Raw genomic sequence first — 15,449 nt, 5'->3', positions numbered from 1 at the left:
GTCCATCCCCACCTTGCTTCGCTGAAAGTGGGGACTTCCGTGATTCCGTTAAAAAACGCTCTTGACTAACTAAAAATTAATCAGAGCGCTGCTGATGTGACACTATAGAACCTGTCACTTTTCTATCCACGAGATTTTACGGAAAATAATAAGCTAAAGTTAGGAAAATTAAGCACTTTACTATACTCTGGTGCTAAGAACATCAGAGTATAGTCCTTTTTTTTTATAACACATCTTTTTTTGACGTTTGCTGGAACATAACTAGAACTGCTCCCAATTAAATTAAATCAGGGAAGCCCTAGTTCCTAGCCAGCCTGATACTCATCCAGAATAAAGTTAACCAGCCATTCCTTGACACTACGGGTGGCACGGCAATCATCTTCGTTGTAACTTTGGATTACTTCTAATAAAGTGCGATCGCCTGTTTCTAACCACTGGTCATACCAATAAATACATTTAGCACCACTAGCTTCTTTTTCGCGCCACTCAAAGCCCAACCACCGAGCGATGGCTTTTAAGGCGTAGCTTTCTATCGGTAAGGCGACACTCCGAGTTAATTGTTCATACACATCCACCAATCGATTCAGTACAGGACGCACTGAGGCGTTGGGAGTTTGGTATTGTTTTGCTAGGCGTTTGATTGTATCAAATTCATAGACACAAAAATGATAAATTGGCGCTTCGGGATATTGCCAAACTAAGTCTAAAAATTGTTGCCAAATTAATTCTTCTTCTTCTGGTCTTTCGGCGAGGAAGGAATAAAATTCTTCTGTGTTGTTTTGTCTATTAACTACTAAGACTCCCAATAGATAATTTAAATCTAAGTCTGGCTGGGCTTCAATATCAAAGTAAAGCTCTACAGGTGCAGTAAATGTAATATCCTCAGTGGGTAATGGACTGGGTAAAATAAATGGTCGTCTTTCCAGTACAGATTGAGCCTGGAGGATGATTTTGGGTGCGACTGAGCTATCGAAACCAGGAAGATTTTCTAGGATGAGGGGACTGGTATTAGCCAGGGATTCCACGGTGTTGATTGACAAGGCTTGGAGTTGATTGTAACGAACAGGTGTGACTCCTGGTAATAATGAGAGGTGTTTTTGCGATTGGGCGATCGCATAGCATTGACTATACCAATGGCACAGATTACACTTTTGACGGGAAATAAACACCTCTGGTGGTTCTGGTAACTCTAAAGCTTGAATGTACTCCCACAAAATGCCTTGCATCAGTGGTATCCATTTATCTAAACCCACTGCATAATCGCTATTTTTGGTACGCAATATCAGCCAAGCTATTTCCGGCGTCACGCCCTGCATTTTTGCCAATATTTGGGAATGAAAGGCGATAACAACTTGATATTCCTGCTTCGGACGCTTACCTAATTCTATGTTGGCTGGAACGTACATCCAATCGCCAAAGCAAGACTGTCCTGGCTGTTTTACAAGTAAATCGGGACGGCTAAGGAAGGTATATCTGTCATATCGCGGAGATAGTGAGATGTCTTCATTGGGTATATCTACTAAATCTTGATAATCACCTAGCAACACACCTTGATAAATGTACTTCACACCGCGCTGCATTAACTCTAAAGTTGCTGCTTGTCCTGCTTTCCAGTTACCTCGTGGGTAATCTGGTTGATGATAATCGCTCAACCCTGCAATAATACTCAAACGATGAGCGATTTTGTCTTGTTGTAGTTTGACTAGCAACTCATTGGGGGCGTCACGCTGCGGTCTATCGCCGTGAGTATCTAAAACAGGTCGGCGTTTACAGCGTTGATATTGCAGTAGGTGTTCAGCATTAATTAGCATCCCTTTAAGTTAGCAATAATTAGCTCAATCTGGGCATAAGTAAAGTTGTAAATCAAAAATATTCCCATCCCTGCGGGACGCTACGCGGTAAGCGCAGCTATGCCCGTTAGGGTTTTACGCTGTGGGTGATGGGATGATGGGGTGAAAGATAGTAAAGTCGTATTGAGTGGCAGACTGGAAGAGAGAAAAAATTGATATTGGCAAATGACTAGTATTTCAGCTGCACAAACCAGATTACATCGCCACCGAGAGCAATTTCCGGCTTTAGGGAATAAAACTTATCTTAATTATGGTGGGCAAGGGCCCATGCCTCAAGGGGCAATGAATGCTATTACCCAGGCTCAAACCTATGTCCAGCAAACAGGCCCCTTTGGCAATGAGGCTTATGCTTGGCTGACCCAAGAAAAGCAAGCTATGAGGGAAGCGATCGCTTCACAGTTGCAAGCACCACCAGAAACCATTACACTCACGGAAAATGTCACTGTTGGTTGCAATATTGCTATGTGGGGTATTGAGTGGCAACCTGGTGACCATATACTGCTTTCCGACTGTGAGCATCCAGGGGTGATAGCAACCGCAGGGGAAATTCAACGCAGATTTGCTGTGGAAGTTACTACTTGTCCCCTGAAGTCAACTTTAAATGCTGGCGACCCTGTAAAAGTGATTGCTCAACACTTGCGCCCTCATACTCGCTTAGTGATTTTAAGTCATGTCTTCTGGAATACAGGTCAAGTTTTACCACTTGACAAAATTGTAGAAGTATGCAGAAATAATAATTCTTTAGTTTTAGTCGATGCTGCCCAGTCTGTAGGTTTATTACCTTTAAACTTGCCGGAATTGGGTGTAGACTTCTATGCTTTCACCGGTCACAAATGGTTATGTGGCCCGGCTGGTATAGGTGGTTTGTATGTGCGTCCTGAAGTCAGAGACAGCTTGCATCCCACGTTTATCGGTTTGCGAGGCATTACAGTAGATTCTCAAGGTAAACCGGTGAATTGGCAACCCGATGGGCGCAGATATGAAGTATCGACATCAGCGTATCCATTGTATGTGGGATTAACACAGGCGATCGCTATTCATGGACAATGGGGAACCCCAGAGCAACGGTATCAGCAAATTTGCCGCAATAGTAAGTATTTATGGGAAAGTTTAACAGCTTTACCCGATGTTCAATGTTTGCGAACTTCTCCCCCCGAAAGCGGTATTGTCTCCTTTCAACTCACCCAGACAAAACCGCGCATTCATTTTCAGTTAGTACAATTTTTAGAGTCACAAAAAATCTTAACTCGCACACTTGCTGATCCTGATTGTGTCCGCGCTACTGTTCATTATTTGACTTTAGAGTCAGAAATTGATCAATTGATTGAAGGTATAAAAAAGTTTTGCCAATCGGCATAAACTTTAAGCCATAAATCATCGTTGGGGAGCATCCCTCTTTTTCAAGTCATTGCGAGTGTAACGGAGTGGAGAGAAGCAATCGCATGAATTTATGCTGAGTGCGAGATTATGAGATTGCTTCTTTATTGCTCCAACCTACGCAATTATAGTTAAATTCTTTCACTGGGAAATAAAAACTAGGATGCACCTTTATTTCTATTGGAAATGAAAACGCCATGTCTGGGACTAAATAATAAGGCTAATAGAAATAAACCTGATGCGACTAACACTATCGCCGGGCCAGAGGGTAAATTATAAAAGTAGCTGAGGTACATACCACTAATACTAGAAATTACACCAACCAATGCCCCTAAAATCATTACTTCATGTAAGCGCTTGACTAAAAGATAAGCTGTTGCTCCCGGTGTAATTAACAGTGACAATACTAAAATGACACCCACAGTTTTCATGCTGGCAACAATTGTTAAAGCAATCAACAACATCAAACCAAAATTTAATTTATTGACTGGCAAACCTGCTGCTTGAGCGCCTATAGGGTCAAAGGTGTAAAATAAAAGTTCTTTATATAATAAAACAATAACTATTAAGACTAAGGCGGCAATAATAGCTGTGTCTCGAACTTCATCACTGGTAACACCGAGAATATTACCAAATAGAAAGTGATTCAGGTCGATTTTTTGAGTTTTTTGAACAACAGTAATTAAGGTAATACCCAGGGCAAAAAAAGCCGAAAAAACTATGCCCATTGCGGCATCTTCCTTGATAGGCGATCGCGTTTGAATCCAGGCGATGGCCATTGTACTGATAATCCCGGCAATCAATGCCCCTATATATATATTTGCTCCCACCATAAAGGCGATCGCTAGTCCTGGCAATACAGAATGGCTGATAGCATCACCCAGTAAGGCTAGTCTTTGCACCATCAAGTAACTGCCCACAACGGCACACAGCAAGCCAACTATAATGGCAATGATTAGCGATCGCTGCATAAAGCCATATTGCAATGGCTCAATTAATGCTTCTAGCATAGAAATTTATTTGATAATCCGCTCAGGCAAAAATTAATATCTATTTTACGCAGCATCAGAAAAATACATTACCTGACCGTTATAAGCACGATATAAATTTTCTTTGGTCAGCACTTGTTGTCGTCCACCTGTGGCGATTAATTCACAATTGAGTAAAATTAACTCATCAAAGTGAGTAATTGATTCACCTAAATCGTGGTTAACTACCAACACGATTTTACCAGCATTGGCGAGTTCATGAAAGACTTCAAAAATGATAAATTGTGTTTTTTGATCAATGCCTACCAACGGTTCATCAAAACAGAAAATTTCTGCTTGTTGTGTCAATGCTTTAGCTAAAAATACCCGTTGTTGTTGTCCCCCTGATAATTCACCAATGGGACGATCACGGTGTTCAAACATGCCCACCCGTTTGAGGGCGTTTTTGGTTTCTTGGCGACTAACCGTTGAAAAGCTCCGCAACCAACCTGTCTTTTTGACTCGTCCCATCATTACCACGTCCCAAACTGTAGCCGGATAAGTCCAATCAATTTGGCTACGCTGGGGGATATATGCAACTTTTTCTAATTGTTGCATTAATGGTTTTTCCTGATACAGTACTGAACCACTACTTAAAGGAACCAAACCCAACATGGCTTTCATTAAGGTACTTTTTCCCGCACCATTAGGGCCAAAAATCCCTGTGATCTTGCCTGGTTTGACAATACAGTTAATGTCTGTTAACGCTGCTTGTGTCCGGTAATGCACTCCTACATGGGCAATATTAATACTGGCATTTGTGGCTGTCAGGGTATCTTTCATAGAGTAAACAGGAGCAAGACTGGACTCAGGTTGGAAGAGAAAATTAACAGTTCTCATGGGCTTTTGGGGGCAATTTGCAGGGAAAAATGAAAAGATTATGAGAATACTGTAACCTGAAAATGAGAAAAATATGAAATTTAGTGTAACAAGTCCATGAATGGGAAAACTCGGTCAAAAGCTGGATACTTATGGCAAACGTTGGTAGGAGTTATGTTAGGGCTATCCATCAATGGGTGTACCCAGGTAGAATCTAGCCGCATTGCGCCTGGGGATGATGGTCAACCGCAAGTTGTCGCAACTAGTACCATCATTGCTAATTTGGCTGAAGAAATTGGGGGCGAGCAAATTCAACTAACTAGTCTACTGAAACCAGGGGTAGATCCCCACGTTTACGAACCGACACCAGCTGATAGCAGAACTTTAGAAACAGCCGATTTGATTTTGTATAACGGCTACAACCTAGAACCAGGAATCATTAAATTAATGAATGCTGCGGGAAGTGAAGCGCGAAAGTTAGCCGTAGGAGAAGTTGTTACACCCTTAAAACTAGACACCACTCAAGGACAAAATACCCCCGATCCTCACGTTTGGGGTAATGCCGAGAATGCGATCGCTATGGTCAATGCCATCCGAGATGCTTTAATTGAATTATCTCCCGCAGACCAAGCAGAATTTACCCAAAGAGCATCAAAGCTGACTAGTGAATTACAGCAGTTGCACAGTTGGATTAATCAACAGATGCAAACTATTCCCCCCGCACAACGCCAACTCGTCACTACCCATGATGCTTTTCAATATTATGGACAAGCTTACGGCATTGCCATGGCCGGGACTTTAATTGGTATTAGCACAGAAGAACAACCCAGCGCCCAAACAGTACAGCGATTGGTAGAGTCAATTAAAAAATCAGATGTACCTGCAATCTTTGCCGAAACTACAATTAACCCGGCTTTAATCAAAACTGTTGCTCAAGAAGCAGGTATACAGTTAGCACCGCGCGAATTATACTCTGATTCCATTGGTGAACCAGGAAGTGAAGGCGATTCCTACATCAAAATGATGGCAGCAAATACTCGCACCATAGTAGAAGCATTAGGTGGAAAATATACACCTTTTAAATCTGCTAATTAAACTTATTTTCTATCTTCAGTAAGAGGTGATTTAACACTTTTCATGTGGTGGATATCCAGATTCATGGTTATTTATCCATTGTGAAAAAATCCCCTAGAAAGTCTTGAGGTTTTATAGCATTTAACGTAAATTTTAGGACATCAATTTAGCAGAAAAACCAAACACCAAAAGACTTTCAAAGCTATTCCCTGTTCCCTGTTATCTAATCTCATCGCAAACTCTTTCTTGAGAAGGAACTCATTTTGTCTGTAATTTTCTAGACTAGTCTTAGTTAATGTAGAAATTTTAATTTTTCTAGTAACCATGAATAAAGAACACGAAAATCAAATTAACCAACCAGTTAGTAAAGATTGGCATTCACGCCCAGAACCAACAGCTAAGGAAAAAAACTTAACAGCCAATCCAGGCGATCGCATTGATGAACAACCGCAATCAGTTGAAGAAAAAGCCAAGCAAGTGGCTGTAGATTCACCAGATATTACAGGTGACCACATCACAGTACCAACTTATTTCGTTGTCGATGAGCCTGATGGCGAGCAAAAAGCACTTCACCATGTTAAAGATGCTGAAGAAATTTCTGATGTAATTCGGGAAGCCAGAGTAGATGAAAACGGTAATCGTACATGGTGGTAATTTCTTATATTGCAAATATAGAGGCGTAGGCAATGGCGTTTCTATTTTGCCATTTTTGGCTAATCTAAATGTTGTGGAGATGAAACCACAGATAGTATCTGTGGTTACTTTTTTGTCAAATTGAATTTAATTATTTTTCTTGAATTAGTAAAACTGACTTGACGGGACGCTTCACAGGATTTCCTTCTGCATTCATCCTCCCGTAAACAGTTTTGCCATTGTAATACAAGGAAGAAGAACTACCTCCATCCAAATTCATGGCTCTTTGGGCGCCAAGTGTTTTCATAAAATCCGCCAGTCCTGGTAAGGACATGCCAGAAGCAGGAGTTGCAGGCTTTTGCGCTACCATGACCAAAACAATGCTGCCAGCATTAGTAATGCCTATGGCAGTTCTGGCATTAAGTTGTTGACTACCCAGTGCATCTCTTCCTTGGGTACGATCCACAAAGCCTTCCTGTACAGATGTGAGTTCTGGTAATAAACTAGGGCCCGCACCCATAGCATCCATTAACTTACAACCTACTGGTGCAGCATCATTGTGGAGGGCAATATCATAGCGGATAGTTTGCCCACATTCATAGCGACGAAATTCTGAGCGATTGAAAATTTGGCTGAGATAAGGCTTTAAGTTGGGATTATTTACCAGTCGCTCGTTTTGTTTGGGATCAGCAGCAATTTCACCAGCAAGCACAACATAGGATGTAGATTTTTGATTAGCTGGGTCAAAAAAACCAGCATTTAAGATAGCGATCGCTTGATGATTATCAGCAAATTCCTCTATAGTCTTTAGTGTTGTTGATAATGCAGGTGTTACCAAAAATCTGCTATTAGAGGGTATCCATAAAACATGAACTATGCTTTCAGGCAAAGTGCGTTGCTCGTAGCGAATATTTTTTTGTGGCAAGGGTGTAGTATTAGCTACTACTGAAGATACGGTGGGTGTTGAGGAACGCAAACCAAACCATATTCCCCAACTAATTAGCATTAAACCCAGTAGTCCAAATTTTTTCACTGATTTTCCTCGCTTCTCTAGATCTGAACAGTGTTTACTTCATTTTTTATTAAAACTTTATTTAACTAACCATGTGTAAAAAGTATAATAATTTCTTGTCGATACCTTGGTAATTTAAATAAGTTTTCTCCATAATTCACTGCAATATCAATGGTCTGAATGCTGATTTAAATTTCATTCATAGGTTAAAAATTTATGTTTTTAAATTTAAAATCCCAACTAAAAAGTATTGGCTCATACAATTATGAAAAGCTTTTTCCCCGTAACAGCCGAGTTGTCATTTTATCCGGCTTTTTGATCACTCTATTAATTGTGATCTTCAAGACTTTCCCATCTTTAATATTCCCCTTATTTAACGTAATCGAAGGCTCGCACCATCCTACATCAATTCCTTGGATAGAAGAGGAATATCAATGTCAACACACTGGCAGAAGTTGGGATGAAGACAAGTGTTGGGATAATGAACATGATCCTCTGTTCTGAGTTTAGTCATTGCTTGTATTCCATCTCCCTCATCCCCCACAGCCACCCTCCAGGATGTTGGCGACTTGGAAAACACGCCCTAATAGCTGAGAAATTAGATCAAAATGAATATATAGCCTGTTGTTTGTCCAACCTTGAATTAACTGAATTCCGTGCGTAATCTGCAAGAAAGTCATTTAAACCGCGCCCGTGCTAGTCTTAGACAAGCTTTGTCTTGGTATGGATACCTCCGTAAGTCAGGACAGTTGGCATCAAACCCTGAATTGGCAGGTTTGGTAAAACCAGAATTAGATGCTTTGAACTCCACACTCAATAAACTAGACTCGAATGTCATCAGAATTGCTGTCTTTGGTTTGGTGAGTCGAGGTAAGTCAGCCGTGTTAAATGCCTTACTGGGAGACAAAATTCTGCAAACTGGCCCGCTTAATGGTGTCACTCAATGGCCACGTTCTGTCAGGTGGCAACCAGGCGGTAAAGTACTAGTAGAATTAATTGATACTCCTGGTTTAGATGAAATTGCTGGTGAAGCACGGGCGCAAATGGCGCGAGAAGTCACACGTCAAGCTGATTTAATTTTGTTTGTCGTCTCAGGGGATATTACTCGGACTGAGTATCGAGCATTACTAGAGTTGCGCCAAGCACAAAAGCCACTGATTTTGGTATTTAACAAGATAGACCTTTATCCGGATACAGATAGGTCAGCAATTTATGATAACTTGCAACAACTGGGTGCAGGAAATCCCCAAGCACAGCCTTTATTACCTGATGAAATTGTCATGGTGGCGGCGGAACCAGCACCAATGGAAGTGCGTGTTGAGTGGCCTGATGGTCGTGTCAGCTATGAATGGGAGACACCACAACCCCAAGTAGATGAACTTAAACAGACAATTTTGCAGATCCTCAATCGAGAAGGGCGATCGCTTCTAGCATTAAATGCACTGATTCAAGCACGGGATGCAGAAGCGGCGATCGCTCAAAAAACCATCGACTTACGTGAAAAAGAAGCCGAAGACATCATTTGGAAATTTACTAAATATAAAGCTTTGGCGGTAGGGCTAAATCCTGTCGCTGTCTTAGATGTAATTTGCGGTACCATTGCCGATTTAGCTTTAATTCGTTCTCTATCAAGGTTATATGGCTTGCCTATGACTAGCTATGAAGCCAGTAAAATTTTAAAGACGATTTTTTTGAGTTCTGGTGGCTTGCTCTTGGGGGAATTAGGTAGTAGTTTGTTTTTAGGTTTTGGTAAGAGTACTGCTGCTCTCACGAGTGGTGATAACCCCACTAATATTACTGCCTATGCCGGCACTGCGATCGCTCAAGGGGGAATTGCCGCTTATGGTGCATATACCGTAGGTAAAGCAGCTCAAGTATATTTAGAAAAAGGTTGTACTTGGGGACAATTAGGAGCTAGTACAGTAATTCAAGAAATCCTGTCTCAAGTTGACCAAAATACAATTCTGTATCGCTTGCAACAAGAATTAGGCACAAAGTATTAATAAAAACTAAAAAATCATAGCTCAATTATTGCTATTCAAAAATTTCTATCAAATTCTGCTGACAATGGGTTGAAATTGCCAATTTCCGATGCAAAATTAGGAAAATGACCCAATAAAAAATGAGGGTGAAAATTTGGCGTTTCATCCTGAATTTTGACGGAACCAAGCATGGATGGGGTCTTCTCCCCTGCTCCCGTCCACTGAGCGTAGCCGAAGTGCTGCTCCCCTGCTCCCTGCTCCCCTGCCTCTTTTGTCGGTGTTCACTACCAGACTCTTTCGAGAAGTCTCACTAAACTGGAAATAGTAGTCCTCATAGACTGCCTGTAGAGGCTAGGGACTAGGGACTCAATACTCAGCCATCAACACTTAAAGAAAATCTCACTCAACCAAAGGTGAAAATATCATGACAACATCCCTAGAAGTCCTTCAAGCCGCTGTTAACTCTGGGAAAACAACTCTTCAAGAAGCCATCTTAGAAGCCATCGTAGAAGCTCGTGAAACCTGCGAAGTAGACGGTGACAATTCAGCTGGCTGTGCAGTAGCTTGGGATATTGTGGAAGAATTACAAGCTGAAAAAGCTCATCAAAAGCAGTCCAAACAACGCAAAACTGCTTTAGAAAGCTACTGTGATACTCATCCTGAAGCAATAGAATGTCTCATCTACGATGTTTAATGATCTCGTAACTCAGACATTGCTGATTGTGTCACTTGCTTAATCGCATCTAAATCAGGCGGTGGTGTTACGCTGTCCATTCTTAACCAGAGAAGATATTCGATATTCCCCGCCGGGCCAGTAATGGGCGACCAAGTTAAGCCGTTGTATTGCCATCCTAACTCGTGGGCTACTTGCAATACCTGGAAAATGGCATCAGCTTGGTCATGAGGATCGCGGACAACGCCTTTTTTGCCTACACGGGATTTTCCCACTTCAAATTGTGGCTTGACTAGCAATACTGCATCCCTGGGAGATTGAGTTAATCGCCATACAGCAGGCAAAATCTTGGTTAAGGATATAAACGATACATCCACCACCGCCAGATCAGGTATCTGGTCACCATCACCATACAACTCATCGGGTGTGAGATTACGTAAATTGGTGCGTTCGCGTAAAATTACCCGTGGATCATTTCTTAAACCCCAATCAACTTGTCCATAACCAACATCAATTCCGTAAACTTTTGTGGCTCCAGCTTGCAGAAGACAATCGGTAAAACCACCTGTAGAAATACCACCATCTAAACAAATGCGTTCTGCTATGGGAATTGTAAATAATTCTAAAGCTTTGGCGAGTTTTTCTCCCCCGCGAGAAACGAAGCGCGATCGCTCTTTAATTTTAATTTGCGCCGCAGTATCAACTTCCGTCCCAGCTTTATCAATTACCTGTTGATTGACAGTCACTTCCCCCGCCTGAATTAATCGCTGTGCTAAGGCGCGAGAAGTACATAAATTTAACTCTACTAATAATGTATCGAGTCGCTGTTTGACCAATTAACTTGACTCTCCTGACAATATTAAATCTAAAGCGCAATTAATAATTTCTTTGCGGGTTACCAACTTTTTTAACTCATCCGGCTCATAACGACCTTCTGCTACTTCCAAGGAAGCTTCATCAATGGCATTTAAATAAGCTTCCTCTAAAGTTTCCCATAATTCTTCACGTAAAAGGTAATAACCTCCAGCTTGGCGGCGCTTATTTTCTCGCTGAATCTCCCGAACTGAATTGCGAATGAAGACCTCCCAAGAGCGCATCGAGCGTTTTTCAGCTTTTTGTTTAATTAAATGTAACAGAAGAATCACGGCATAACTGCGAATCGTTTTAATAATGTCATTTCGACTCATTTCTGTTAATTCTTCAACAATAACCAACGCTCCTTGAACATCGCCCTTAACAAGCAAGTCTTTGAGAGTGAATAATTCTTCCATAATCAGCGCCTCAAACATCGGCAACTTCTATTGTGGCTTATAGTGGTTCTAGTCCAGATAAGATAAGCTAATACGTTTAATCTTTGAGCGATCGTACTATTAGCCAATCTAATTCAACTCTTGAGTTTACAATAAACGCTAGAGAAGTTTTTCCTTCCTAACCAGTGGTCTAAGACTACGAAAGATTTATTATGCCATTACGACAACCTCGTTACAGTAAAGAAGAATTTGCTCGTCGCGGTGATGAAATTTACGACTCTCAAGTGCGCCCACAAGTCGAAGCAAATGATTATGGCAAAATTGTTGCAATCGACATCGAGACAGGTGGCTGGGAAATCGATACTGATGAAATGAATGCCTCAAAGCGTCTTGAAACTCGCAACCCAGATGCACAAATCTGGTTTGTGCGTGTTGGCTCTCGCTATGTCCGTCGGTTCGGGGCTGGTCGCATCCACAAAACAAAATGATTATTGGAAGTGTGAATGCTGACTACGAGCCAATTATCGTTCTACGTATTTGTGGTGCTGATGCTAAAGTACATGAGCAAACCGCCATTGTTGATACAGGTTTTAACGGTTGGTTATCCTTACCGCCAGATTTCATTGCTGCATTAAAACTACCCTGGAAAAGGCGAGGACGAGCAATTCTAGGAGATGGTAGTGAATGTGTGTTTGATGTGTATGAAGCTATTGTTGTTTGGGATGAGCAATTACTAACCATTCCGATTGATGAAGCTGAGTCAGATCCACTTGTCGGTATGTCACTGATGGAAGGTTACAGATTAATGGTAGAGGCAATTGCAGGCGGCGTTGTAAAACTTGAGAAATTATGAGCAGTATAATGAGCAAATAAGCGGTTGAGAGCGACGATCGCAAATCAATATATTATTACTCAGCACTGAGAACTTTCAAATCAGTTAGAGCTTGTTTAAACTTCTTAAACGTTCTAAAGTTGATTATTTCGTCCATGTCCGCCATTTATTGCGATCGCTAGGATCAAATTTAATATTTTTTTCCCAAGCTAATAATGCTTCTTCATCATTTCCCATCTCGTCTAGAGTTAAAGCTTTTACACCCCATGCCCAACCATCTTTGGGATAACTTTTGATATATTCTTCAATCGCTGCTTCTAGTCTTCCATCAGGTTTAGACCATATACGAGATAACCTTAATTCTATAATAAGCATCCTTCGTGAGAAACGATTATAAGGATTAAGTTTAATTGCTTCTTCCCAGATAGGAATTGCTTCTAGATTTTGCCTACCAATAATTAATGCTTTTCTTTCCCATGCAAAAGCATTTTTGGGATCTAATTCGATGGATTTATCGTACATCTTCAATGCTAATTCAGGGAAAAAACTTTCTAGTATGAACCCGGCGGATCGAAAAATGAATGCTGGCTGGTAAACTAGATAAACAATACCAGCAATTAGAAAAGGCAATCCTGAGTACCAACGGTCAAGTAAATTCCAGCCACCTAAAGAGAACTCCTCAGATATTCCTAGCCTAAGCGTAATAGCAAAAGGTAAAAGAAAGAGTAAATTAGTTATTGAAATAAAAGGTAATATAAAGCAGATAAACAAGAGTCCAATTAGAGATGCAATACCACTGCGATCTTGTAGCCAGGATGGCAGCCAAACAGAAAGAATCCGATAGCCATCTAATGGGGGAATTGGCAGCAAGTTCAACAGCGCGATAATAAATTGCAAATTAATAAAAACAGCAATAAATGCAGAAAACCAATGAGGAAAGTTCCAAGCAAGACTGACATGAAATACGGGAACTAATAGCAATCCAAAAATTATACTAGCGATTGGGCCTGCTGCTGCTGTAAAGCTAGACCATAAACGGTTCCGAAGCTGCTCAAATTCAATATAGACTGCTGCACCAGGTAAAGCTAATCCACCTGTGACTAAGAAAATGCCTGGCAGAATAATACTGTGTATAGGATTAATGTATCGACGCGGGTCAAAGCTTAAATATCCTTTGTCTTTAACTGAAGAATCCCCACCCCAATAAGCTACAATTGCGTGTCCAAACTCATGACAGCTAATAGCAACAATCCACAACAAGCAAGCCATTACTGAAGTTAGAAGTTTGATTCTAACTGGATAGAACTTGCTCAAATTAGCAGTGGTGATCATTTGTGGAAATGTTTTACCATCACGAGTGATGTAAAAACCATCATAGTCATTCTGATAAACTTTAGCGACCCCGTATTGGTCAAACTGCTCACACCGAGTAAATTGAGGTTGAATGGCGAATTTACCAGTTTTATCGATATATCCACATTTATTATCTTTCCCTACAGCCGCAAGCCCATTAGAAAAGCGATATGGCATTACTTCGCTTGGTTGAAGCTGATCAGGATATTGTTTAAATTGTGATTTCAAAGACTCTGAAGATGATATTAAACTTGAACTTGGGTCAAACTGTGGTTTAATAACAACCTTGCCTGTTTTGTCAATAAAACCAATCTTGCCATGAGAAACCACTAAACCAAGTTCTTCAACTAAGCTATCAGCATAATCGAATTGTGGACTAATAGCGAACTTGGCTGTTTTGTTAATATAGCCCCATTTTGTATCTAATTTATCTCCCACTTTTTTAACAACTCTAACGGCTGCTAATCCTTGTGAAAAACTTTTACAACCGTTAAATTGTGGTTCTATGACCACTTTTCCTTGTTTATCTTGAAAGCCACATTCAGTCCACGAGTAAGATAAATATTCTGAGGTTATTACTTCAGGCGGTAAATCTTTCCGCAATATTTGAATTATTGCAAGTCCTTCCTGAAACTCTTTAGCTAACTGAGGTGGGCTGTAGAAGTTGCCCACTAGCTGCCCTGATTTATCCCAGTAAATGTTGGGATTACCAATTGGCTGCCCTGATTTATCCCAAGAAATTAAATAATTAAGTTTGGTTATTCCTTGAAAAAACCGAATTGGAGATTTATCTACAGGCTCAATGATCCATTTGCCCTGTGAATTGATTACGCCCCATAGACCATTTTCTTTAACAGTTGCTACACCACCAGAGAATCGCTGAACTTTATCGTATCGGTAAGGGATTACTAATTCACCTTTTTGATGAATAAATCCCCATTTCCCGTTAAGTTTTACACCTGCCAAACCTTCCGAAAAAGAACTTGAGAAATAATCTTTATCGCCACCATAAAGAGACCTTGATTCACCAACCGTATCATACTGTGGGGGAATGGCTATTTGTCCCTGAAGGTTTATAAATCCCCATTTTTTATTGATTCTTACAGGTGCAAATCCCTCAGAAAATTCGTTGGCATAATCAAATTGAGGTTCAACAACCATCTGTGCAGCTTGGTTAACATAAGCATACCCGCTTCTCTTTCCCGCCATATAAAACTGCACAGGATATAAGTTTTCAGTCTTACTTCCATATCCCTTTTGCAAAACACTCATGGGATATAGTTTTTCAGTCTGGGAGACTTGGATTATATGAAAAGCGATCGCACCTACTAATGACAGCAAAAACAGAACAAGCAACCAAGTCCTTTTCTGGAACCCCATTAGTAGAACTTCTCCTTATCATTGGTATATGTAGCGAGTACTATTCTTCACTACCCAGTAGCAGCAAACCTTATAATCCCATAATTCTAGATATTCTCGTAGATGATTTTGAGAAAATATACACTACGATTTGCGTTAGCGCAGCCCACCGCAGGCATCGCCCTAACTTCTCGCTTCTTTTATTCT

Annotated in this window: 14 protein-coding genes; 7 read left to right on the top strand and 7 right to left on the bottom strand. The window is 40.8% G+C overall.

The window, feature by feature from the left end; all coding sequences use genetic code 11:
• Positions 1-305: 305 nt before the first annotated feature.
• Positions 306-1,811: a TM0106 family RecB-like putative nuclease gene (locus ACM0OT_RS12240; protein WP_414564605.1), complete on the bottom strand. Its 1,506-nt coding sequence runs from the start codon at positions 1,809-1,811 to the stop codon at positions 306-308.
• Between the two features lie 204 nt (positions 1,812-2,015).
• Here ACM0OT_RS12240 and ACM0OT_RS12235 point away from each other — a divergent pair, with 204 nt between their 5' ends.
• Positions 2,016-3,209, top strand: coding sequence for an aminotransferase class V-fold PLP-dependent enzyme (locus ACM0OT_RS12235; protein WP_414564604.1), 1,194 nt, complete (start codon positions 2,016-2,018; stop codon positions 3,207-3,209).
• A gap of 176 nt (positions 3,210-3,385) precedes the next feature.
• Here the strand turns inward: ACM0OT_RS12235 and ACM0OT_RS12230 are convergent, their stop codons facing one another.
• Both ACM0OT_RS12230 and ACM0OT_RS12225 read right to left on the bottom strand, forming a co-directional pair.
• Complete coding sequence (locus ACM0OT_RS12230) at positions 3,386-4,237, bottom strand: metal ABC transporter permease (protein WP_414564603.1); 852 nt, start codon at positions 4,235-4,237, stop codon at positions 3,386-3,388.
• 45 nt (positions 4,238-4,282) lie between these two features.
• Positions 4,283-5,038 (bottom strand): metal ABC transporter ATP-binding protein, encoded by a 756-nt coding sequence (locus ACM0OT_RS12225; protein ID WP_414564618.1) that lies wholly within the window; start codon positions 5,036-5,038, stop codon positions 4,283-4,285.
• Between the two features lie 153 nt (positions 5,039-5,191).
• Here ACM0OT_RS12225 and ACM0OT_RS12220 point away from each other — a divergent pair, with 153 nt between their 5' ends.
• A complete protein-coding gene (locus ACM0OT_RS12220; protein ID WP_414564602.1) occupies positions 5,192-6,169 on the top strand; it encodes a metal ABC transporter substrate-binding protein in 978 nt (325 codons plus the stop codon).
• 303 nt (positions 6,170-6,472) lie between these two features.
• Positions 6,473-6,802, top strand: a complete 330-nt coding sequence (locus ACM0OT_RS12215) for a hypothetical protein (RefSeq protein ID WP_414564601.1) — start codon at positions 6,473-6,475, stop codon at positions 6,800-6,802.
• A gap of 130 nt (positions 6,803-6,932) precedes the next feature.
• Here the strand turns inward: ACM0OT_RS12215 and ACM0OT_RS12210 are convergent, their stop codons facing one another.
• The gene (locus tag ACM0OT_RS12210) at positions 6,933-7,814 is read right to left on the bottom strand and encodes a phosphodiester glycosidase family protein (protein WP_414564600.1); all 882 of its coding nucleotides are present in this window, start codon (positions 7,812-7,814) and stop codon (positions 6,933-6,935) included.
• Positions 7,815-8,449: 635 nt separating this feature from the next.
• Between ACM0OT_RS12210 and ACM0OT_RS12205 the strand changes: the two genes are divergently transcribed.
• Together ACM0OT_RS12205 and ACM0OT_RS12200 are read left to right on the top strand one after the other, a co-directional pair.
• The gene (locus tag ACM0OT_RS12205) at positions 8,450-9,796 is read left to right on the top strand and encodes a GTP-binding protein (RefSeq protein WP_414564599.1); all 1,347 of its coding nucleotides are present in this window, start codon (positions 8,450-8,452) and stop codon (positions 9,794-9,796) included.
• Positions 9,797-10,199: 403 nt separating this feature from the next.
• Positions 10,200-10,469: a Calvin cycle protein CP12 gene (locus ACM0OT_RS12200; protein ID WP_414564598.1), complete on the top strand. Its 270-nt coding sequence runs from the start codon at positions 10,200-10,202 to the stop codon at positions 10,467-10,469.
• On the opposite strand, the gene ACM0OT_RS12195 is transcribed toward ACM0OT_RS12200, so the two are convergent.
• Together ACM0OT_RS12195 and ACM0OT_RS12190 are read right to left on the bottom strand one after the other, a co-directional pair.
• The gene (locus ACM0OT_RS12195) at positions 10,466-11,284 is read right to left on the bottom strand and encodes a TlyA family RNA methyltransferase (protein WP_414564597.1); all 819 of its coding nucleotides are present in this window, start codon (positions 11,282-11,284) and stop codon (positions 10,466-10,468) included. The genes ACM0OT_RS12200 and ACM0OT_RS12195 overlap by 4 nt on opposite strands.
• Complete coding sequence (locus ACM0OT_RS12190; RefSeq protein WP_414564596.1) at positions 11,285-11,719, bottom strand: DUF29 family protein; 435 nt, start codon at positions 11,717-11,719, stop codon at positions 11,285-11,287. It lies immediately after the preceding gene.
• Positions 11,720-11,910: 191 nt separating this feature from the next.
• Here ACM0OT_RS12190 and ACM0OT_RS12185 point away from each other — a divergent pair, with 191 nt between their 5' ends.
• Complete coding sequence (locus ACM0OT_RS12185) at positions 11,911-12,186, top strand: hypothetical protein (RefSeq protein WP_414564595.1); 276 nt, start codon at positions 11,911-11,913, stop codon at positions 12,184-12,186.
• Positions 12,183-12,551 (top strand): clan AA aspartic protease, encoded by a 369-nt coding sequence (locus ACM0OT_RS12180; RefSeq protein WP_414564594.1) that lies wholly within the window; start codon positions 12,183-12,185, stop codon positions 12,549-12,551. Before ACM0OT_RS12185 ends, ACM0OT_RS12180 begins: the two co-directional genes overlap by 4 nt.
• Positions 12,552-12,674: 123 nt before the next feature.
• On the opposite strand, the gene ACM0OT_RS12175 is transcribed toward ACM0OT_RS12180, so the two are convergent.
• Positions 12,675-15,155 (bottom strand): WG repeat-containing protein, encoded by a 2,481-nt coding sequence (locus tag ACM0OT_RS12175; RefSeq protein ID WP_414564593.1) that lies wholly within the window; start codon positions 15,153-15,155, stop codon positions 12,675-12,677.
• Positions 15,156-15,449: the final 294 nt, after the last annotated feature.

This window comes from Anabaena sp. CCY 9613 (assembly GCF_963920895.1).
Lineage (GTDB): Bacteria > Cyanobacteriota > Cyanobacteriia > Cyanobacteriales > Nostocaceae > Cyanocohniella.
The sequence above is the reverse complement of the archived record's forward strand: the minus strand, read 5'-3'. Positions and strand labels throughout refer to the sequence as shown.